At 71.0% G+C, this 20,567-nt stretch carries 19 protein-coding genes and 1 riboswitch; of the genes, 6 read left to right on the top strand and 13 right to left on the bottom strand.

Going from position 1 to position 20,567, the window contains the following annotated elements:
• The 3 genes from ELY19_RS18515 (at position 1) to ELY19_RS18505 (ending at position 2,417) form a co-directional block, all read left to right on the top strand.
• The gene (locus ELY19_RS18515) at positions 1-792 is read left to right on the top strand and encodes a spermidine synthase (RefSeq protein WP_227966954.1); all 792 of its coding nucleotides are present in this window, start codon (positions 1-3) and stop codon (positions 790-792) included.
• Between the two features lie 10 nt (positions 793-802).
• A complete protein-coding gene (locus ELY19_RS18510) occupies positions 803-1,906 on the top strand; it encodes a type 2 periplasmic-binding domain-containing protein (protein ID WP_126197529.1) in 1,104 nt (367 codons plus the stop codon).
• 124 nt (positions 1,907-2,030) lie between these two features.
• Complete coding sequence (locus tag ELY19_RS18505; RefSeq protein WP_126197528.1) at positions 2,031-2,417, top strand: DUF2510 domain-containing protein; 387 nt, start codon at positions 2,031-2,033, stop codon at positions 2,415-2,417.
• 8 nt (positions 2,418-2,425) lie between these two features.
• On the opposite strand, the gene ELY19_RS18500 is transcribed toward ELY19_RS18505, so the two are convergent.
• Entirely contained in the window at positions 2,426-4,597 is a 2,172-nt protein-coding gene (locus ELY19_RS18500; protein ID WP_164711648.1) for an HNH endonuclease signature motif containing protein, read from the bottom strand.
• Between the two features lie 246 nt (positions 4,598-4,843).
• Between ELY19_RS18500 and ELY19_RS18495 the strand changes: the two genes are divergently transcribed.
• A complete protein-coding gene (locus ELY19_RS18495) occupies positions 4,844-5,080 on the top strand; it encodes an antitoxin (RefSeq protein ID WP_126197526.1) in 237 nt (78 codons plus the stop codon).
• Between the two features lie 65 nt (positions 5,081-5,145).
• Here the strand turns inward: ELY19_RS18495 and ELY19_RS18490 are convergent, their stop codons facing one another.
• From ELY19_RS18490 to ELY19_RS18440, 11 genes are all read right to left on the bottom strand, one after another.
• Positions 5,146-6,459, bottom strand: coding sequence for a hypothetical protein (locus tag ELY19_RS18490; RefSeq protein ID WP_126197525.1), 1,314 nt, complete (start codon positions 6,457-6,459; stop codon positions 5,146-5,148).
• Between the two features lie 108 nt (positions 6,460-6,567).
• Positions 6,568-9,396, bottom strand: a complete 2,829-nt coding sequence (gcvP, locus tag ELY19_RS18485) for an aminomethyl-transferring glycine dehydrogenase (protein WP_126197524.1) — start codon at positions 9,394-9,396, stop codon at positions 6,568-6,570.
• A gap of 74 nt (positions 9,397-9,470) precedes the next feature.
• Positions 9,471-9,578: riboswitch (glycine riboswitch) on the bottom strand.
• A 50-nt stretch (positions 9,579-9,628) separates the two neighbouring features.
• A complete protein-coding gene (locus ELY19_RS18480) occupies positions 9,629-10,816 on the bottom strand; it encodes a macrolide family glycosyltransferase (protein WP_227966952.1) in 1,188 nt (395 codons plus the stop codon).
• A gap of 41 nt (positions 10,817-10,857) precedes the next feature.
• A complete protein-coding gene (locus ELY19_RS18475) occupies positions 10,858-11,472 on the bottom strand; it encodes a MerR family transcriptional regulator (RefSeq protein ID WP_126197523.1) in 615 nt (204 codons plus the stop codon).
• Positions 11,473-11,675: 203 nt separating this feature from the next.
• Positions 11,676-12,194, bottom strand: coding sequence for a bifunctional nuclease family protein (locus tag ELY19_RS18470; protein WP_126197522.1), 519 nt, complete (start codon positions 12,192-12,194; stop codon positions 11,676-11,678).
• 101 nt (positions 12,195-12,295) lie between these two features.
• Entirely contained in the window at positions 12,296-13,030 is a 735-nt protein-coding gene (ftsR, locus tag ELY19_RS18465) for a transcriptional regulator FtsR (protein ID WP_445195058.1), read from the bottom strand.
• A gap of 5 nt (positions 13,031-13,035) precedes the next feature.
• On the bottom strand, positions 13,036-13,476 hold the full coding sequence (gene odhI, locus ELY19_RS18460; protein ID WP_126197521.1) for an oxoglutarate dehydrogenase inhibitor Odhl: 441 nt from the start codon (positions 13,474-13,476) through the stop codon (positions 13,036-13,038).
• Positions 13,477-13,612: 136 nt separating this feature from the next.
• Positions 13,613-14,017, bottom strand: coding sequence for a glycine cleavage system protein GcvH (gene gcvH, locus ELY19_RS18455; RefSeq protein ID WP_126197520.1), 405 nt, complete (start codon positions 14,015-14,017; stop codon positions 13,613-13,615).
• Between the two features lie 89 nt (positions 14,018-14,106).
• Positions 14,107-14,733 (bottom strand): CDP-alcohol phosphatidyltransferase family protein, encoded by a 627-nt coding sequence (locus ELY19_RS18450; protein WP_374101506.1) that lies wholly within the window; start codon positions 14,731-14,733, stop codon positions 14,107-14,109.
• A 7-nt stretch (positions 14,734-14,740) separates the two neighbouring features.
• Entirely contained in the window at positions 14,741-17,047 is a 2,307-nt protein-coding gene (secA2, locus tag ELY19_RS18445; RefSeq protein WP_126197519.1) for an accessory Sec system translocase SecA2, read from the bottom strand.
• A 65-nt stretch (positions 17,048-17,112) separates the two neighbouring features.
• Positions 17,113-18,594 (bottom strand): M28 family peptidase, encoded by a 1,482-nt coding sequence (locus tag ELY19_RS18440; RefSeq protein ID WP_164711647.1) that lies wholly within the window; start codon positions 18,592-18,594, stop codon positions 17,113-17,115.
• 37 nt (positions 18,595-18,631) lie between these two features.
• Between ELY19_RS18440 and ELY19_RS18435 the strand changes: the two genes are divergently transcribed.
• Complete coding sequence (locus ELY19_RS18435; protein ID WP_197715927.1) at positions 18,632-19,093, top strand: OsmC family protein; 462 nt, start codon at positions 18,632-18,634, stop codon at positions 19,091-19,093.
• A gap of 11 nt (positions 19,094-19,104) precedes the next feature.
• Here the strand turns inward: ELY19_RS18435 and ELY19_RS18430 are convergent, their stop codons facing one another.
• Entirely contained in the window at positions 19,105-19,938 is an 834-nt protein-coding gene (locus ELY19_RS18430; RefSeq protein ID WP_126197516.1) for an alpha/beta fold hydrolase, read from the bottom strand.
• A gap of 52 nt (positions 19,939-19,990) precedes the next feature.
• On the opposite strand from ELY19_RS18430, the gene ELY19_RS18425 reads away from it, so the two are divergent.
• Complete coding sequence (locus tag ELY19_RS18425) at positions 19,991-20,560, top strand: maleylpyruvate isomerase family mycothiol-dependent enzyme (RefSeq protein ID WP_126197515.1); 570 nt, start codon at positions 19,991-19,993, stop codon at positions 20,558-20,560.
• Positions 20,561-20,567: the final 7 nt, after the last annotated feature.

Raw genomic sequence — 20,567 nt, 5'->3', positions numbered from 1 at the left:
GTGGTCGAAGCCGATCGCGACCGGCCCGGTGCGTTCACCGTCCTGCTCGACGGGACGCCGCAGAGCTACATCGACACGGGCGACCCTACGAACCTCGTCTTCGAGTACGTGCGCCGGATCGGGCACGTCATCGACCTGGCGCGGCCGGCCGGCGAGCCGGTGACCGCCGTGCACCTCGGCGGCGGCGGCTTCACGCTGCCCCGCTACATCGCCGCCACCCGTCCCGGCTCGCGCCAACAGGTGCTGGAGAACGATCGCGGACTGATCGACGCGGTCCGCGCCGCCGCCCCGCTGCCGAAGCGTGAGCAGATCAAGATCCGCTGCGCCGACGCCACGCAGGCCGCATCCGTGCTGCCCGCGGGCATGCACGGCACCGTCGATGTGCTGATCGTCGACGTCTTCGCCGGCGCGCGCACCCCGGCCGCACTGACCACCACGGAGTTCTTCGCCTCCCTGCTTCCGCTCCTCGCGGCCGGCGCGGTGGTGGCGCTCAACGTCGCCGACGGTGCGCCCCTCGCGTTCGCCCGGTCCGTGACCGCGACGGTCGCCGGGGTCTTCGGCGACGTGGCGATCGCGGCCGAGCCGGCGGTCCTGAAGGGCCGCCGGTTCGGCAACCTGGTGCTGGTGGCCGGCGCCGTGCCGGACCGGCTGGCGCGCAGGCTGGCCGGCGATCCGTTCCCGGGAACGCTGCTGGCGGGCCCCGACGCCACCCGATTCGTCGGCGGCGCGAAGCCCTTCACCAGCGCGAACACACAGGACTCCCCGATGCCGCCGCGCGGCGTCTTCGGGTAGGTTGCTCTCGATGGGATCACATCGTTCTGGAACCGGTTCCCGCGGCGTCGCCCGCTGGCTGATCGCCGCGATCGTGGTGGTCGTGGTGGTGGCCGCGGTCGCCGGCGCGATGGTCTGGCTGTCGGGCCGCTCGGAGCAGGAGGGCCGTGACGCGGCCGCCTCGTGCGTGCGCGGCGACCTCGCGGTGCAGGTGGCGGCGGCGCCCGCACTCGTCGGCCCGCTGCGCCGCATCGCGGAGAGCTTCAACGCGAGCGGCACCGTCTCCGCGGACTACTGCGCGAAGATCGAGGTGACGGGGATCGACTCCCCCGTCGCGCTGGACGCCCTCTCCGGCGCGTGGGACCCGAAGCTCGGGCCGGCGCCGTCGCTGTGGATCCCCGAGAGCACGGTGTGGACGGCGCGCCTCGCGGCGGCCAAGCCCGCCGAGTTGTCGGGGCAGCCGACCTCGATCGCGTCGTCGCCCGTGGTCCTGGCCGTGCGCGGCTCCGCGCGGAAGACCTTCGACGAGGTGCGCTGGCTGGATCTGCCCGCCCGTCAGGATCAGCTGCGGATCGCGCTGCCGACGGGCGCCGAGGCCGACGGCACCTACCTCGCGGCGCAGACCGTGGGTGCCGCCGTCGCCCGTACCGCGGGGGCCGCGCTGTCCGACGAGGCCGCGAAGAGCCCGGTGGTCACCGGCTCGCTCGCGCGCTGGGCGAAGGATGCACCGAAGTCGACGACGGCGGGGGCCGCGCTCGACGCGTTGACCAAGCCAGGCGACGCCGTGCGCGCCGTGCCCGTCACGGAGCAGCAGCTCGCCGCGTTCGCGCGCGGCCGGGGCGAGGCGGCGCCGGTCGCCGTGTACCCCGCGGGCCCGACCGCATCCGCGACGTACCCCGCCGCGGTCCTCGACCGGGAGGACACCACGGACGCCCATGAGCGTGCAGCCGCGGACTTCGTCTCCTTCGTGACCCAGCAGGGGAACGCGAAGCCGCTGGCGGAGGCCGGTTTCCGGGTGGTCGGTGAACCCGCTCCGGCGAAGACGGCGTCCGTCGCGTTCGGCACGGTCGAGCCGCTGGCTCCCGCCTCCAACGCGACCGTCATCTCCCTCGCGGACACGCTGAAGGGTCGCTAGCCGTCGCAGTTCGGGCGCGGCAACTGGATTCCAGGGCGATGCCGGCTCCCACACGAAATCCTCTCGCTACGATCCGTGCACTGCGCGAAACGTGTGGTGCCTGACATCCAGTAGCGAGGTGGATATGACGAACTCGACCCCCGGTTGGTACGACGACGGCTCGGGAACCCAGCGCTGGTGGGATGGCCAGCGCTGGACGGACCAGACTCAACAGCCACCGCAACAGCAAGGCCTGACCGGGTTGGTGAACCGAATCGAGGCGGAAGCGACTGCTGGCGCCCGTCCGAGGCCAGCGGCGAACAACATGAGCTACGTGGTGCTTCAGGTGATTCTCAAGGAGAAGCTGTGGGGCACGGGATCGGGCAACCTTGTCGAGCTCGAGAAGGCGATCAATCAGCAGGCCGCCCTCGGCTACCGGCTCCATACCATCACCACCGCGTCGTCGGGAAGCAAAGGGCTCGGCGGCGGCGACCGGATCCAGGCGACGATGGTCTTCGAGAAGCTGACCTGAACGCTGGCTCAGAACGGCGGCGGACCGTCGAACGACGGTGCGGGGCGCGGGGGTCGGGGCGCCGCGAGCGCGGCGGCGAGGTGCTCCTCGACGGTGCTGGCAGGGGTTCTCGCGCGATCCAGCTCAGCCTCCATCGCGGCGATGTTGCGCTGCCGCAGACGTTCGCGGCGCGCATGCTCGCGCTGTAGGCGCGTTCGGCCGCCCGGAGGCGCGGTGTCCCGGCACGGAATCGACTGTGCCGCAGCCTCCGGGACGATCCAGCGCACCCGTTGTAGATCGGGAAACAGGGCGAACACGGTGCCACTGGGATCGACGATGTAGCGCCGTCCGTCGGGCGACGTCCAGAGGATCCGTCCGTCGGGCAGCCGCGCGTCGATCCACTCACCGGCTGTCTTGAGCTGATGGTGCGCCACGCACAGCGGTTGGATCTGCTCGACCGTGGTGCCCCCGCCCAGCGCCGGGTCGGCGTGATCGTATTCGCGCCGGTGGTCGAGCTGCGCCCGCGAAGCCGGCCGGGTGCAGTACGGAAACACGCACCGCGGAAACACCAGGCGCACGTACCGCCGCAGATCCGCCGACGGCCGGTATCCACTGCTCCCCCGCGCGGTCACCACGGCACCGGGATCGCCCGCGTCGGCGCGCGCCGGGTTACTCGTGGGGGTGCGCCCGTCATCGTGGGCGGCGCAACCACCCGTCGGGTCACGATCCGTCGGACCTCCACCAGGCGGGCCATCACCCGCACCATCCGTCGGATCACCACCGGACGGACCGTCACCGGGCGGGACATCGTCGAATGCCCCACCGTCACCGGGCCCCTCGTGCCCTTCGAGACGGACCACGATCTCGGCCCACACCGCTGCGACGTCCAGTCGCCCCCGCGGGTCGCCGTCGCCGAGGTCCGTTCGGCGGTCTCCTTCCGCATCCGCTGCCGCGCGAGGTTCCGCGCCGCCGATACCCGAGTGGCGGGCAACGGCTGCCGGCACGGGGTCGTCGTGGATCCGTTGCCCGAAGGGCTGGATCTTCGCATCGTCACGGGCCGCGAGCTCCCGCGCGTGCTCGCCGGTGATCAGACCGTGCCCGACCAGGTACCCCCACCCCGACCGGTCGCCGGTCGACGCCGAAGCCGACGCATCCGCCGGCAGATCACGCGTGTCCGTTCCCGACGCGACCTCGATGTCCGCCTCCGCATCGTCCGCTGAGGGCGGATCGAACTCGGTCGACGACCGCGCAGAGCACGTGGGCTGATCGCCGCCGTCGCGGACCATGTCCCGCTCGTTGATCACCACGTTGACCAGCGTGACGAAGCGAGTGATCACCCCGTCCGCATCCGGCTCGCCCTGGCAGCGTGCCTCGCGGTACCGGCAGTCCGGCGCCTCGCACCGGCAACCGAGGGTGCTGAATCCGCGAGCCAGCTGCAACCAACCATCCGCACGACGCTGCGGCGGCGTCCGCGGATCCGCGTCACAGACCGTGCCCGCCATGTGCTCGACCCGCGCCTGTACCTCAGACACGTCTTCAGCCGGCATCAGGGCGAACACCGCGGCCATGCCGTCCTGCTCCGGGCGGAACGTGACCCGCCGATCCTCGACCGCGGCTCGCCGCCGTCGCTCCGCCGCCTCCGCATCGATCCGCCCGACGATCTCGTCCGCCGCCTCCCGCAGCGCGGGCAGTGACAGCACCTCGTACTCCACCGTCAGTCGTTCGGCGAGGAGGGCATCGAACCGACGCGCCTGCTCCCCGTCGAGCGCTCGGGAACGGTGCAGCGCCACCTCCCCCGCCTTCGGCGAGATCACGTTCTCGCCGATCAAGGCGAACACCCTCGGCAGTCGCTCCACGAATCCGATCGCGGTCTCGATCGCGAGCCGCGCGGCCGTCGACCCCAACCGGAGCAGCGTGGACACCTGCGCCTCCAACGCCGCACCCGCCGCCGTGAGGCTTCGTCGCGCCTCGACCGCCCCCGCCAGATCGCCCGGCCGGGCCAGATACTCGGCCTCATCGTCGGCGTACATCACCCTGTGCAGCGCGTAGACCGCAGTCATCGTCCTGCAATACGCAAGCCCCTCACACCGTCGTTGTTCGAATAGAATCGCCGCGATCGCACGCTCCTGACCACCGGCGCCGACGAGCCCGGGAGGGAGCAACTCCCCCGGTAGATCGCAGATCGCGCTCGGTAGCCCCATACCATGACGATACACGTGTTCGATACATCTCACCAGGGTTGTTCGAATACACTCAAGGCCTGTGCAGGGCGCCCCCGCGGCGAAGCACATTTGCCGCATTCGTCCGGCACGATCCGGAATCGGCCCGATCGGGATCTCGGCGGCGGCCCCGATCTCGGATACGGTGAACGAGGAACACAGCCGCGGGCCGTCGCGGTGAAGCAGAAGCGACGGCGGTCAGCGAAGAGTCCACCGGAAGGTTGCATCATGGCGCTTCTCGACAAGATCAAGGAACTGCTCGGCAAGAACCCCGATCAGGTGAACAAGGTGATCGACAAGGCCGGCAGTGCGGCGAAGGGCAAGTTCGCCGGGCACGAGGACAAGATCGATCTGGCCGTGAACAAGGTCAAGGACGTCACGGGCGGCGGTCAGGCCTCCGGCGAGACCCCGCCCGCCGGCGGTGAGGCGAACCCCGGCACGCCGCCCCCGAACCCTCAGGGCTGATACCCCGACGAAACGACGTGCCCACTCCGCTAGCCCGGGGTGGGCACGCTCGTTCCCCGGCACGATCACGCGTACCGGTCGTTCAGATACGTCGCCAGGTCGGAGCGGATGCAGGCGAGTTGCTCGGGAACGTCGAATCCGTAGATCGCGTGCACGTCGAGGAACTCCCGGAACACAGCGGGTACCCGATCGTCGAGCCCCTTCTCCCACAAGGGACCGCCCTGCCCCTTCACGTCGTCGTCGACGACCGCGCGATACGCGGCCATCTCGACGATCGCGACCGACTCGTCGCTCTCGTCCGCGTCGTAGCCGATCTCGGCGGCGGCCCGGTCCACGATCGGGTCGAGGTCCGAGCGCCACACGTCGTTCGGTGCCATCGCGAGTTCCGTCCAGGCCTCCCCCGCACCGGGCAGGTCGACGAAGAACTCCGCCGCAGCGCTCGGCATGTCGCCGGCGCGGATCAGCTCGTGCCGGTAGCCGGCGATGAGGTGCCGGGCGCGCACCGTCGGATCCTCGAACCGCCGGCGCACCGCCTCCGCGACCGGGGCCTCGTAGCGCGCGTTGTACGCGTCCGCGATCGTGGCCCGGAGCTCCACCGCACGTTCCCAGCGGTCGTACCGACGCGGGTCCGCCTCGCCGAGCGCGGCCACGAGCGGCCCCAGTGGTGGTGTCAGAAGCTCGGCCGTCGCCCGTCGGGCCGCGGGGTCCGAGCCGCTCATCGCCATGTAGACCAGCCGCTCGACCGCGTCGGCCCACTCCTGTTCCGGGGTGACGATGTAATCGATCGCGCGCGCCGCGCGGTCGACGAGTTCGTCGTCCAGTCCGTCACCGTCGTGCTCGGCGAGCGCACGCCAGGCGGGCGCGCCGTAGAAGGGCAGGAGCGGCGCCAACTCCGCCGCGAGGCCCGGCACGTACCGCGCGGGCAGCAGGCCCCGACGGTACGCCGCGACGACGTACCGAGCTCGGGCCTCGGGAGCCGACATGCGGCGATGCACCGCCTCCGAGAAGACCGCCGGCACCACGAACCACCCCGGCCGCTCCCCGCGGCCGGCTCGCGTCACCAGCGGGGTCGACCCCGACGGGGCGGCCTCGTGCCCGCGAATGCGCGCGATCAGCGTCTCGGCGCCGAACACGACGGCGAGGCCGGCACCGAATCCCAGTTTGTCGACGAACTCCGACGGATCGCCGACCAGGCTCCTCACCACGCCGGTGAACACGACGATGGCGACCACGCCCACGATGAACCCGATGACCTTGTCACCCCGGGTCGGGGCGGCGGTGTCGCTGCCCGGTACCGCGGCCAGCACGCACGCCAGGATCACCGACGTCACGATCATGCCGACCATCGAGCCGGCGAGACCCCACAGGAAGTCGATCATGCCGGCACCGGCCGGCGGCGCCGCGCCGCATGCGAGCCCAGAACGAACCGGTGATCCATGATCACGAGTTTAGATCATCAAATACCGGAACGAGGTCGCGGTTGCGCGCTACTCCGCGAACGCCTCGATCGGCGGGCACGAGCAGACCAGGTTGCGGTCGCCGTACACACCGTCGATCCGTCGCACGGACGGCCACACCTTGGCGCGGGCGCCGCCGGACGGCAGGCCCTGCGGATACACCGCGACCTCCCGCGAGTACGGATGCTCCCACTCGCCCACCAGGCACTCCGCGGTGTGCGGGGCGCCGCGCAGCGGGTTGTCGTCGACCGGCCACTCCCCCGACGCCACGCGGGCGATCTCGGCGCGGATGGCGATCATCGCGTCGCAGAACTCGTCGATCTCGCCGAGCGACTCGCTCTCCGTGGGCTCGACCATGAGCGTGCCCGCGACGGGGAAGCTCATCGTCGGCGCGTGGAAACCGTAGTCGGCCAGGCGCTTCGCGACGTCGTCGATGGAGACGCCGGTCTCCTTCGAGATGCCGCGCACGTCGAGGATGCACTCGTGCGCCACGCGACCGTTCTCGCCGGTGTAGAGCACCGGGAAGGAGTCGTTCAGGCGCGCCGCGATGTAGTTCGCCGACGCGATGGCGGTCAGCGTCGCGCGACGCAGGCCCGAGGCGCCCATCATGCGGATGTACGCCCAGGTGATCGGGAGGATCGAGGCGCTGCCGAAGGGGGCCGCGGAGATCGTGGGTCCGGTGCCGAGCGACGGCTCGAGCGGGTGCCCCGGCAGGAACGGCGCGAGGTGGCTGCGGACGCCGATCGGGCCCACGCCGGGGCCGCCTCCGCCGTGCGGGATGCAGAAGGTCTTGTGCAGGTTCAGGTGCGAGACGTCGCCGCCGAACTTGCCGGGCCGGGCGAGCCCGACCAGGGCATTCATATTGGCACCGTCGACGTAGACCTGCCCGCCGGCCTCGTGGACCGCGCCGCAGATCTCGCGCACCTCGTGCTCGTACACGCCGTGTGTGGACGGGTAGGTGATCATGATCGCCGCGAGCTCGTCGGCGTGCTTGGCGATCTTCTCCTTGAGGTCCGCGGTGTCCACGTCGCCGGACTCGCGCGAGGCGACCACGACGACCTTGAGGCCCGCCATCACGGCCGACGCCGCGTTCGTGCCGTGCGCCGACGACGGGATCAGGCAGACGGTGCGGTGCGCATCTCCGCGCGAGAGGTGGTAGTTGCGGATCGCGAGCAGGCCCGCGTACTCGCCCTGCGAGCCGGCGTTCGGCTGCAGCGAGACGTTGTCGTAGCCGGTGATCGCGACCAGCCACTCCTCGAGCTGCGCGATCAGTGCGCGGATGCCCTCGCTGTCCGCGGCGGGCGCGAACGGGTGCAGCCGCGAGAACTCGGGCCAGGTGATGGACTCCATCTCGGCGGTCGCATTGAGCTTCATGGTGCACGAGCCCAGCGGGATCATCGAGCGGTCGAGCGCGATGTCCTTGTCGGACAGTTTGCGCAGGTAGCGCAGCATCGCCGTCTCGGTGCGGTAGGCGTGGAACGCCGGGTGCGTCAGGAACTCGGAGGTCCGGTTCTCGATGTTCGACGGTGCGCCGTCGTCGTACAGTCCACCGGCATTCGTGATGCCGAACGCGACGCCGAGCTGGGCGACGTCCATGATCGTGCTGGTCTCGTCGAAGGCGACGGAGACGTGGTCGTCGTCGACGCGCCACAGGTTGTAACCGGCGGCCTTGGCGGCGGCGAGCACGTCGTCCGCGCGGCCGGGAACGTTCACGAGCACGGTGTCGAAGAACGCCGTGTGCACCACGGCGTCGCCCAGGGCCTCGGCGAACAGCTTCGCGCGATTGTGCACGCGGCGCGCGATGGCCTTCAGCCCCTCGGGGCCGTGGTAGCTCGCGTACATCGCGGCGAGGACGGCCAGGAGCACCTGCGCGGTACAGATGTTGCTGGTGGCCTTCTCGCGGCGGATGTGCTGCTCGCGCGTCTGCAGTGCCAGCCGGTAGGCGAGGTTGCCGTCCGCGTCGACGGAGACGCCCACGAGACGGCCGGGGATCTGGCGGGCGTGCTTGGCATGCACCGCGAGGTAGCCGGCGTGGGGACCGCCGAAGCCGAGCGGCACGCCGAAGCGCTGCGTCGTGCCGAAGCAGGCATCGGCGCCCTGCTCGCCGGGAGGCGTCAGCAGGGTCATCGCCAGCAGGTCGGCGCCGACGGCCACGAGCGCGCCCCGCTCGTGGGCACCGTCGATGACGGCCCGGACATCGGCGATCCGGCCCGACGCGCCGGGGGTCTGCAGGATCACGCCGAAGAACTCGCCCTCGGGCAGCCCAGCGCTCAGGTCGTGGACGAGCACCTCGATGCCGAGCGGTTCGGCGCGGGTCTCGATCACCGCGAGGGTCTGCGGGAAGACATCGCGGTCGACGACGAGCCGCGGGCTCTTGGACTTGCCGGCGCGGCGCAGCAGGGTCATGGCCTCGGCGGCGGCGGTGGCCTCGTCGAGCATGGAGCTGTTCGCGATCTCCATGCCGGTGAGGTCGGAGACCATGGTCTGGAAGTTGAGGAGGGCCTCGAGGCGGCCCTGGCTGATCTCCGGCTGGTACGGCGTGTAGGCGGTGTACCAGGCCGGGTTCTCGATGATGTTGCGCAGCAGCACCGGCGGGGTCAGCGTGTCGTAGTAGCCGAGACCGATCATGGAGCGGTCCACGGTGTTGCGGTCGGCGAGGGCGCGCAGCTCGGCGAGGGCCTCGTGCTCGTCGACGGGGGCGGGCAGGGCACCGAGGCCGTTGTCGCCCTCCGGGTCGAGGATCGCCGACGGGACCGCCGCGCGGGCCAGGTCGTCGAGGCTGTCGACGCCGATGACGCGCAGGATCTGCTCGAGCTCGCTCGCGTCCGGGCCGATGTGGCGCGCGGGGAAGTTGCTCACGGGACTGGTGTCGGACACTGGGGACCTCCGGGCCGGGTGCCCTCTCCCTCAGTCGCCGGCGGCTCCAGAGGCGCCCAACCCACGCGGTCCTGGTGCCTGAGAGATTGACGGAGAGGTGTTGCTCCTTCGGCGCCCTGGGCCCGTGCTCGACGGTGCCCGCTGGGCTCTCCCACGCGGTGTTGCGACGCACGGAGATTCTAACGCATTTCAACAAGACGCCCGTACGGTGACGTCAGGCGGGGAGGCGCGCCTCGACGACCTCGACGGCCCGCGGGAGTCCGCCCAGCTCGGCGAGCTCGGCCGCGAGTTCTCGCGCCCGCCCGGTGAGCGCGAGCGCTGCGTCACAGGCGGCGCCCAGCGCCTCGCCCGACACCTCGTCGGGGATCGGGACCGCGATCCCGGCCGTCTCGAGCATCGACGCGTTGTCGAACTGGTCGACGGCCTGCGGCGCGGTGATCACCGGCGTCCCCGTGAGCAGCGCCTCCGTGCTGCCGCCCATCCCGGCGTGGGTGAGGAAGACGTCCGTCTCGGCCAGCAGCTCGAACTGCCGCACCCACGGATGGACCTCGACGTTCGCGGCGCGGGCACCGTCGGCCCCGACGACGGATTCCCGGTCGGTCCGGCCGCCCACCTGGAGGATCACCCGCCAGTCGGGCCGCAATGCGGCGAGATCGCACGCGGCCCGGTAGACCTCCGGCTGGTCGGTGAACGCGGAGCCGAAGGACACCAGGAGCGTCGTCCTGCGGTCGGCGTCGCCCGACGGTGCCTCGGGCACCCGCCGGGCCGGTCCGGTGAAGGTGTAGACGGCGCGGTCCACGCGGTCGGCGTTCGGCTGCATCGACGGAGCGATCAGCACGAGCGACCGCTCGGGGCTGCCGAGGAATCGCAGCGGGTCCTCCTCGACGCCGTACCGCGCGAGCAGCGCGCGCTCCTGCTCGAGCATCGCGACGCCGCGCGGGTCGGTCCGGAGCATGGTGTGGAAGTCCGCCATGTCCTCGTCGTAGCCCTCCCACGCCACGTAGGTCGGCGAGACCTGCAGGGTGGGGATCCCCCAGGTCCGGGCGAGGACGACGCTCATCGCACCGGCGATGTCGTAGAGGATCAGGTCGGGGCGGTCGTCCTCGTACAGGTCGAACCACTGCGGGAGCTGCGTCTCGTACTCGTCGGCGAAGATCCGCAGCTGGTCGATGACGTCGCCGGCGAACGCCTCCTGGTGCTCCGCGCCCGCCGCCTCACCGAGCGCGGGCAGCGACGAGCGGTAGGGCTTGAGCTCGGCACCGGTGGCTTCGATCGACGTCCGCATGAGCGGGTCGTTCGCGTAGGTCACCCGGTGCCCGCGGCGCACCAGCTCCGCGAGCAGATCCAACGACGGGAACACGTGCCCCGGCGCGGGGATGGAGAACATCGCGATGTGGGCCATACCGCCCAAACTAGGCGGCGGCCCGGGGGGCGTCGAACGAATTATCCGGTGGCGCGGGCGCGGTTGCGACGCCGTGAGGCCAGCTCGTCCTCGGGAGCGGCCTCGGCCGCCACGCCGTCGGCGCGCTCACCCGGGAAGTCGGCGATGGTGCCGGTGAGCTCACGCATGGCGCCGGAGACGGCGATACCGAAGACGCCCTGGCCGTGTTGCAGGAGGTCGACGACCTCCTCGGCGCTCGTGCACTCATAGACCGTGGTGCCGTCGGAGAAGAGCGTGATGCGCGCCAGGTCCTCGACGCCGCGCTGGCGGAGGTGGTCGACGGCGACGCGGATGTTCTGCAGGGAGATGCCGGTGTCGAGCAGGCGCTTGACGATCTTCAGGACGAGGACGTCCTTGAAGGAGTACAGCCGCTGGGTGCCGGAGCCGCCCGCGCTGCGGATGGAGGGCACGACGAGCGAGGTGCGGGCCCAGTAGTCGAGCTGCCGGTACGTGATGCCGGCGATCTGGCAGGCGCTGGGGCCGCGATAGCCGAGGAGTTCGTCCGGGATGGTGTCGTTCGGGAACAGCCCCGGGGCGATGTCCTCGAGCGTGCCCTGCGTCCCCGCGGCGGTCTCCGCCTGCGGCGCGTTCTGCCCGGTGCCGTCCTGATCGGTCACTGCCGTCTCCCTCGTGAGGTCCGTGCGCACTCCTGAGAGTACGCCTCCCGCGTGGAGGCCGTCGGTGTAATTCCCTCGGTGCCATTCGCGGTGTTCGGCGTGAACGCTAGGGGGCGGAGAGCGCCGAATCAACGCGACACACCGACACCCTCAAGTTGAAGTTGAGGTCGAGATCGAATCGTGACCTCGGGCCGCCGCCCGATTCAGGAGTCGCCCGGCGCCTTGAAGTCGTCGGCGGAGATCGAATCGAGGAACTCCTTGAACGCCTCGACCTCCTCGTCGGCGGGCGGCTCCTCACCGGAATCGGTTGTCTCCGCGTCGATCTCCTCGTCGGGCAGCAGGAGGCCCGCCTCGGCGAGCACCTCCTCCTCCGCGAAGATGGGGACCTCCAGCCGCACGGCCATGGCGACCGAGTCCGACGGGCGGGCCGAGACGGTCTGGTCACCGTCGAGCACCAGGTCCGCGAAGAACGTGCCCTCCTGCAGCCCGGTGATGCGCACCTCGGTGAGGGAACGCCCCAGAGTCTCGAGCAGGTCGGCGATGAGATCGTGCGTCAGCGGGCGCCGCGGCTCGACGCCCTGCAGCTTGATCGCGATCGCGGTGGCCTCGCCCTGACCGATCCAGATGGGCAGGTACCGGGGTCCCGAGACCTCCCGCAGGAGCAGCACGGGATCGTTCTGCGGCGGGTCCATCCGGATGCCCGCGACGGTCATCTCGATCATGGTTCCAGCTTACCGGCGCGACGGCCGGACCGAGCGCCGACGCCCGGTTGCCCGGAGCCCGAGACCCCGTTGCCGGAGCGAAGCGGCCCCGAGGCGGGGCGTCAGCGCACCGCGTCCTTGACGGCGGCCTTGACCAACTGGGTGTGGAAGGTGACCGAGAGCGCGGCGAGCTCGCGCACCAGCTCGGCCGCGCGCTCCGCGGCACCGGCGTCTCCGCCGCGAGCGACGGGATTGGCGATCTGCGCGATGAGGCCGGCCTCGCGGTCGGCGGAGGTCTTGAAGGCGCGCAGGTGCCGCGCCTCCAGGCCGTACTCGGCGAGCGCCTTAGCGGCCTGCACCAGGGCGACCGCGTCCTCGTCGAAGAAGCCGGCCTTGCCGGAGGTGAGCAGTGCCGAGCGCTCGAGCTCCCGGAGGAAGGCCTCGTCGGCCCCGGACCGGGCGAGCAGATCGGCGCGGCTGATCCGGGTCTGCCGGCGCGCCGAGAAGTCCGTGGCGGGCGCCGTCTTCGACGACACCGAGGCGAGCGCCCGGGGCGCACGCGGCGCGGGACCCTCGACGGTCTCGCCGCGGTCGTGCGCGTCCAGCTGCTCCTTGATGATCTTCAGCGGCAGGTAGTAGTCGCGCTGCGCGGTGAGCACGTACCTGAGCCGCTCACAGTCCTTCGGCGAGAACCGCCGGTACCCCGACGGGGACCGGTCGGGTGTGACCAGCCCCTCCGACTCGAGGAATCGGATCTTGGAGATGGTCACGTCCGGGAACTCGTCACGAAGGCGCTCGAGGACGGCCCCGATCGACATCGCGCTCGGGGCCGCCGATTCCTGGCGTGGGGCCGTCACTGGGGTCAGCCGGCCGCCGGGACGAAGAAGACCAGGCGGAACTTGCCGATCTGGACCTCGTCGCCGTGCGCGAGCGGCGAGGCGTCCACCGGCTCGCGATTGACGTACGTACCGTTCAGGCTGCCCACGTCCACGACGGTGAAGCCGCCCTCGACCGAGCGGAACTCGGCGTGCCGACGCGACACGGTCACGTCGTCGAGGAAGATGTCGCTGTCGGGATGGCGACCGGCGGAGGTCGTCTCCTGGTCCAGCAGGAAGCGGGAACCCGCGTTCGGGCCGCGCTTCACCACGAGCAGGGCGGCGCCGGCCGGGAGGTTCTCGAGGCCCTGGACGGGCGCATCGTTCTCGGGGCCGCCGGAGGCGTCCATCTCGCGGATGATGTCGGCGCGGAACACCGAAGTGGTCTCAACGGGGGCCGATTCGTTGCCCTTGTCGTTCTCGCTCACATCGCTCCTTCGTCAGTGATTACTGCACAGGTCTGTAGTTCACGACACCTGATGGACGTACGGTCCACGGTACCGCGCCCGGCGCCCGGAGGGCGGCCGGATTCGTCGGCTCTAAAGCCGTTCTAAGGAATGGCGTTCACGCCTCGGCGGTCAGCGCCTTGTACGCATCTGCGTCGAGCAGTTCACCCAGAGCGGTCTCCAGGTCCTCGGGAGACGCGGCCTCGATCTCCACGATCCAGCCCTCGCCGTACGGGTCCGAGTTGATCAGGTCGGGGCTGGAGTCGAGTTCTCCGTTGATCGCGACGACGGTCCCGGACAGCGGCGCGTAGATGTCGGAGACGCTCTTGGTGGACTCCACCTCGGCGAACGAGTCACCGGAGGCGACCTCGGCGTCGTCCTCGGGCAGCTGCACGAAGACCACGTCGCCCAGCTGATCCTGCGCGTAGTCGGTGATCCCGATCCGCACCACCGTCTCGCTCTTCTTCAGCAGCCACTCGTGATCGGGGGTGTACAGCAGTTCTCCGGGGAAGCTGGCACTCAACGTGGACGTCCTTTCGCGAGGGCTGTGCGGGGCGCGCAGCGGGTTACAACTTAGTGGGCGGCATGATGATTGAGCAACACACCCCCCGGTTACCGCACCCGGGGCAGGTCACGTACCACCAGCACCGTCTGCCACCAGTACAGCACCAGGGTCCACCAGTACATGCCCAGGCCCCAGATCAGGAACGCCCAGCCCAGTGGGTGCATCGCCGCGCCGAACCCGTTGTCGAAGGTGCCCGCCAGGAGCATCGGGAGCGCGTACATCAGGGCCATCGTCGCGGCCTTGCCGAGGTACAGCGTCGGCAGCGCGGTCAGGCCCCGGCTGCGCAGCAGCGGCACCGTGCCGGCGAGCACGACCTCCCGGCCGATGAGGAGTCCGATCACCCACCAGGGCAGGATCCCGCGGATACCGAACGCGATCGGGATCGCGATCATGTAGAGCCGGTCGGCGGCCGGATCCAGCAGCTCGCCCAGCCGCGTCTGCTGGTTCAGCAGGCGCGCGAGCTTGCCGTCGAGCCAGTCGGTGAAGCCCGAGGCCATGAGCACCGCCAGCGCCCAGCCGTCGGCGTGCTCCACGAGCAGCAGCCACAGGAACAGCGGCACGCCGAGCAGACGGAGAACGCTCAGGGCGTTGGGCACGTTCAGCGGGTTCGGGGGCTCTCCCGGGGCCGACGGTGCGCCGCCGGCCTCGGGTGTGGACCGCCCGGGTTCGCTCACGGTCCGCTCAGATCATCCCGAACATGTTCGCCATCCCCTTCGTGGCGAACGGGTTGTCGTGGACCATGTAGGTCCAGGTCAGGGTGTTCCGGCCGAGGTCGGCACCGTCGAGGTCGATTCCCTCGTCGGTGATCTCGGCCTCCCGCAGCGTCTCCCGGGCGCGGCGGACCGCCTCCTCGGGAAGCTTGCGGAACTCCTCGATCACGAGGCGGTGGAACTCGTCGAGCGGCGACTGACGGCCCAGCGCACGCAGGTGGATCGTGGTCTGCACCTCGGAGACGAACGCGAGATGCTCGGCCCACGTCCGGTCGAGGTGGAACAGGAAGGCCTCGCGGGCCGCCTGCTCGATCACGTCGTCGGCGACGCCCGCCTCGCGCAGCTCGGCGAGCCGCTCCGGCTCGAGATCGGCGAAGTCGGTGAGCGGCCGATCGGTGGTGAGCAGGGTGTGGCGGCGCGCCATCACCAGGTCGCGCTGCTGGTTGACCAGCTGGTTGTAGCGCCACGTGTTGGCGTGCGTCTCGAGCATCCCGCCCTCCGCGACCCGCTGCGCCGACTCGAGCATGTCGGCGGCCTTGCCGCGCGGGAACTCCCCCGTCTCGGGGTCCGCACCGCCCGGCGGGCGCTTGAGCGGCAGGTGCCGCTCCACGATCGGGTCCTCCACCGACGCGAAGATCACCGACGTACCGGGATCGCCCTGCCGGCCCGCGCGACCGCGCAACTGCTGGTCCAGGCGCTCGGTGTCGTGCAGGCCCGTGCCGACGACGGCCAGGCCTCCGAGGGCGGCGACCTCGTCGTGCTCGGGACTCTCGTCGCCCGCGTCGTGGCCGCCGAGCTTGATGTCGGTGCCGCGGCCCGCCATCTGGGTGGAGACGGTCACGGCGCCCTTGGTGCCCGCGTCGGCGATGATCCGCGCCTCGTCGGCATCGTTCTTGGCGTTGAGGACCGTCGCGATCACGCCCGAGATCTTGAGCATGTGGGCGAGTTCCTCGGACTCGGCCACGTCATGGGTGCCGATCAGCACCGGCTGGCCGGTCTCGTGCACCTCACGCACGTAGTCGACGATGCCCGCGACCTTGTTGCCCTTGTTGTCGTAGACGCGCATGGGCTGGTCGACCCGGATGTTCGGCGTGTTCGGCGGGATCTGCGAGACGCCCAGGTCGTAGAACTGGCGCAGCTGCTCACCGGCCGCGATCGCGGTGCCGGTCATGCCGCACACCAGCGCGTAGCGCTGCAGCAGCGCCTGCACGGTGATGGTGTCGATGACCTCGCCCGAATCGGTCTGCGAGAGCCCCTCCTTGGCCTCGACGGCCGCCTGCAGGCCGTCCGGCCAGCGCTGCAGCTCGGCGACGCGGCCGCGGGAGGAGTTGATGAGCTTCACCTGGCCGTCGCGCACGATGTAGTGCACGTCCCGCTCCACGAGCGCGTAGGCGTGCAGCGCGATGTTCACCTGCGGCAGCGTCGACGCCACGTGCGCGTCGGAGTACAGGTCGATGCCGCCCAGCTCCTCCTCGACCAGTTTCGCGCCGTCGTCGGTGAGGAAGGCGGACTTGCCGTCGGCGTCGATCTCGTAGTGCTTGCCCTCGCGGAGCCGGGCCACGACCTCCATGATCGCGGCCTGCGGCACGTCGCCCTTGACGGAGCCCGCCAACACCAGCGGGATGAGGGCCTCGTCGACCAGCACCGAATCGGCCTCGTCGACGATCGCCACGTCGGGCGTCGGGGAGAGCAGGTCCTCGGCGCGGGTGGCGAGCTGGTCGCGGAGGACGTCGAAGCCGATCTCGTTCACCGAGCCGTAGACGACGTCCTTCCCGTAGGCCTCGCGCCGTTCGTCCCGGGTGGACGACTCCGCGACGTACCCGACTGTCACGTCGAGCAGGTCGAAGAACGGCTTCATCCACTCGGCGTCGCGGCGGGCGAGGTAGTCGTTCGGCGAGATCACGTGGACGCTGCGCCCGGCGAGCGCCATGCCGGCGGCGGCGACGGCCCCGGCGAGGGTCTTGCCCTCGCCGGTGGCCATCTCGACGACGTCGCCCTCGAGGAGCCGGTCGGCGCCCTGCAACTGGACGTCGAAGGGGCGCAGCCCCAGGGCGCGCTGGGCACCCTCGCGGGCGATCGCGATGAACTTCGCCCGATCGTCCGACTTGGCGGCGTAGACGTCCAGCGCCAGCGCGGCGTCGGGGAACTCGTCGTCGGAGAGCCCGTGCGCCCACTCGTCGAATGCGGCCGACTGCTCGATCAGCGCGACGGACCGGGACTGGTTCCGTGTGCTCTGCGCGCCGAGCACCTTCCACATCTTGTTGCTGAACCTGCCCACGTGACCTCCGCACTCGACACTCGACCGCTTGCGCAGTCGAGACTACCGGTGCCGCGCCCGCCGGTTCAGAGCGCCGCGAAGTACGCCGTCGACCAACCCACCGAGCCGAGCGAGATGCGGTACATGTCGCGGTTCACGTTCTCGATCGTGTCGCGCGGGCTGTGGTAGTTCGGGTCGAAGATGTCGCCGACGGTGCCGCCCCACTGCCGCTGCTGCTCCGCGGTCTTCTCGGCGTCGGCGCCGGTGTCCATGCCGCCGGAGGCGATGCCCACGTCCTTGAAGGGCCCGTAGTCCGAGCGGCCGTCGAAGGCGGACGCCTCGACGGGCACGTTGCGCCACGCGAAGTAGTTCCGGAAGACCTGCTCGATCACGCCGGAGCCGGCGGGCCCGGCGCCGCCCTCGAGCTTGGAGGAGCCGTCGCCGTCGAAGGTGAAGTAGCCGCCGTTGGGCGAGCCGAGCATGTCGAAGTTCAGGTAGCGCTTGATCTTCGAGGCCTGCTCCTCGCTCAGCTCCTTGACGTAGTGCTCCGATCCCACGAGGCCCTCCTCCTCGGCGCCCCACAGCGCGAACCGGACCTTGTTCTTGACGTCCGCGTTCGCGCCGAGCTTCGCGGCGGTCTCCAGGACCGCGGCCGAGCCGGTGCCGTTGTCGTTGATGCCGGGCCCCTCGGTCACGCCGTCGAGGTGCGCGCCGACCATCTGCACGTTGGCGTCGTCGCCCTTCGTGGTCTCCGCGAGGATGTTCCAGGTCTTGGCCTTCTCGGTCTTCGCGTCGACGGTGAGCGTGAGGTCCTGGCCGTCGGTGATCGGCGCGTCCTGCGCGACGCCGACGACGGCGATGGAGGCACCGTCGTCGAGGCCGAGCGTTCCGCCCTTCCAGTCCCCCGCCTGGTTGTTCGTGATGACGAGCGCCTTGACGCCCTTCGCGGCAGCGGCCTTGTACTTCTCGCCGAACGTGCACTTGCCGCGCTGCACGACCGCGATCGAACCGGCGGTGACCTTCTCCAGGTCGGCGGCGGTGCAGCCCTGCGTCCCGGTGACCACCGCCTTGGCGGTGACGGTGCCCTCCGTGGCGCCCGAGAAGGACAGCGCGGCGGCCTTCACCGGCGCGCCTGCGGCCTGCACGTCGACCTTGGACGCCGACCACACGGCCGTCGAGAACTCCTGGCGCACCGGGTTGTAGCCGGCGTCGCGGAGGACCTTCTCCGCGTACTCGACGCTCTGCTGATAGCCGGGCGAGCCCAGCGCGCGGTTGCCACCGTTGCGGTTCGCGATGTCCTGGAACGTCTCCAGGTGCTTGATCGCGCCGTCGAGGGTGACGGCGTCGGCGAGCGCGCGGGCCTTCTCCGTGGCGCCCGCGTCGTCGGCGGCGCCCGCCGGGGCGGGCCGGTCGACGCTGCTGGGCGCGGCCTTCGACGACGAGCCGGCGGCCGTGCTCGACGGTGCCGCGTCGTCGCCGGACGAGCCGCAGCCGGCCGCGACGAGACTCACGGCCGCCAGCACGCTGACGGCCCGGACGGTGGTGGACTTCTTTCGCCTGTGCAACATGCTCCCCATTAGATACACAACGGGGGACGATTGCGGGGTGAACGAGCACACTTATTCGGTCGACGTCGAATGGTCCTCGCCTGCGGGCACCGCCGATTACCGCTCCTACCCGCGCGAACACCGGCTCAGCTCCGCCGCCGAGATGTCGATCGACGCCTCGGCCGATCCGCAGTTCCGCGGCGACCCCGCGCTGTGGAACCCCGAGCAGTTGCTCGTCGCGGCGGCGGCGAACTGCCACATGCTCTCCTACCTCGCGCTGTGCGCGCGGCGCGGCGTCGTGGTGGTCGATTACGTGGATGCCGCCGTCGGGACGATGGTCGAGACGCCCGGCGCCGGTGGGCGGTTCACCTCCATCGACCTGCGGCCGCGGGTGGTCCTCGCGCCGGGTTCGGACGCCGAACTGGCGCTCGCTCTGCACCACGAGGCCGCCGAGCAGTGCTACATCGCGGCGTCGCTCAGCTGCCCCGTCACGCACGCCCCGCAGATCGTCCCGGGCTAGCGCACCGCGGCTCAGGTCGCGGCGAGATGCTCCAGCAGCAGGCCCGTGACCGCCTCCGGGGCCTGTTCGGGCGCCCAGTGCGACACGTCCTCGAGCATCTCGAACCGGTACGGCCCGCTGCAGTGGGCGGCGGTCGCGAGGGCGGCGACGTCGCCGAAGGCCGCGTCCTCGGTCGGCCAGACGTACAGGACCGGGGTGTCGACGGTGCCGAGCGCTGCGGGCGGGCGCCCGCTGCGGTACCAGTTCAGGGCGGCCGTGAGCGCACCCGGTTCCTGCAGCCGCAGGATGTAGTCGTCCACCGCGTCCCGTGGGACGTCGCGCCCGAAGATCCGGCGCAGCGCGTGGGCGTCGTCCGCGAGCATGGCCTTCTCGGTGGCGGGGGTGGCGCGCCATTCGGTCATGTAGCGCGAGCGGTTCGCCTGATCCTCGTCCGTCTTCAACGCGGTGGCGAGGGCGGCCGGGTGAGGTGTGGACACGACGGTGAGAGAGCGCAGCCGGTGCGGGTGATCGGTCGCGGTCCACCAGGCGACGGCGCCGCCCCAGTCGTGCCCCACGAGGTCGAACCGCGACCAGCCGAGCGTGTCGGCGATGGCCACCACGTCGGCGACCAGCTCGGAGATCCCGTACTCGGCGGGCCGTTCGGGGCGCACGCCGGGCGAGTAGCCCCGCTGGTCGACGGCGACGGCACGGAATCCCTTCTCCCCCAGCGCCGCCACCTGGAATCGCCACGCGATCGCCGCCTCGGGAAAGCCGTGCAGCAGGAGCACGGGACGCCCGTCCACGGGGCCGGCGGCGATCGCGTCGAAGGTGCCGGCGGCGGTGGGGATGCTGAGGTGTTCGGTCACGGATGTCACGGTAGGCCACGCACCTGTCGGTGGCCCGTGCCAGAGTGGCGCCATGACCGAACTCAGCACGCTCTCCCCCGCCGAGCGCCACCGTGCGGCGGCGGCCACGTTCGCCGGCGTCGCCGGCGCGATCACCGACTGGGACGCCCAGACCCCGGTCCCCGAGTGGAAGGCCCGCGACGTGGTCGGGCATCTCGTCGCGTGGCTCCCCGGGTTCCTCGGGGCGAACGGGGTCGAGCTGCCCGGCGCACCCTCGGACGCGGCGGAGCCGGCGGCGGCGTTCGGCCAGCTCAGCGAAGCGGTGCAGGCGCTGCTCGACGCGCCGGACGCCGCACGGGTGCTCACCACGCAGATGTTCGGGGAGAAGCCGCTCGACGCGCTGATCGACCAGTTCTACACCGCCGACGTGTTCATGCACACCTGGGACCTGGCCCGGTCGAACGGCATCACGCCCGACCTCGATCCGGCGTTCGCGCGGGCCCTGCACGGCGGCCTGGCGTCGATGGGGCCGATGCTGCAGGAATCGGGGCAGTTCGGCGCGCCGATCCCGGTGCCGGACGGGACGGACGAGGTCACCGCTCTGATGGCCTTCATCGGGCGGGATCCGTCGTTCGGGAAGTGACCGGGAG

This window comes from Tsukamurella paurometabola (assembly GCF_900631615.1).
GTDB lineage: Bacteria > Actinomycetota > Actinomycetes > Mycobacteriales > Mycobacteriaceae > Tsukamurella > Tsukamurella paurometabola_A.
This window is presented reverse-complemented; position numbering and strand designations above follow the sequence as displayed.

What these genes read in the sequence shown, in the direction of transcription:
- ELY19_RS18510 (WP_126197529.1), top strand. Translation starts at nt 803, where the DNA reads ATGGGATCACATCGTTCTGGAACCGGTTCCCGCGGCGTCGCCCGCTGG.
- ELY19_RS18505 (WP_126197528.1), top strand. Translation starts at nt 2,031, where the DNA reads ATGACGAACTCGACCCCCGGTTGGTACGACGACGGCTCGGGAACCCAG.
- ELY19_RS18500 (WP_164711648.1), bottom strand. Translation starts at nt 4,597, where the DNA reads ATGGGGCTACCGAGCGCGATCTGCGATCTACCGGGGGAGTTGCTCCCT.
- ELY19_RS18495 (WP_126197526.1), top strand. Translation starts at nt 4,844, where the DNA reads ATGGCGCTTCTCGACAAGATCAAGGAACTGCTCGGCAAGAACCCCGAT.
- ELY19_RS18490 (WP_126197525.1), bottom strand. Translation starts at nt 6,459, where the DNA reads ATGATCGACTTCCTGTGGGGTCTCGCCGGCTCGATGGTCGGCATGATC.
- ELY19_RS18480 (WP_227966952.1), bottom strand. Translation starts at nt 10,816, where the DNA reads ATGGCCCACATCGCGATGTTCTCCATCCCCGCGCCGGGGCACGTGTTC.
- ELY19_RS18470 (WP_126197522.1), bottom strand. Translation starts at nt 12,194, where the DNA reads ATGATCGAGATGACCGTCGCGGGCATCCGGATGGACCCGCCGCAGAAC.
- ELY19_RS18440 (WP_164711647.1), bottom strand. Translation starts at nt 18,594, where the DNA reads ATGTTGCACAGGCGAAAGAAGTCCACCACCGTCCGGGCCGTCAGCGTG.
- ELY19_RS18425 (WP_126197515.1), top strand. Translation starts at nt 19,991, where the DNA reads ATGACCGAACTCAGCACGCTCTCCCCCGCCGAGCGCCACCGTGCGGCG.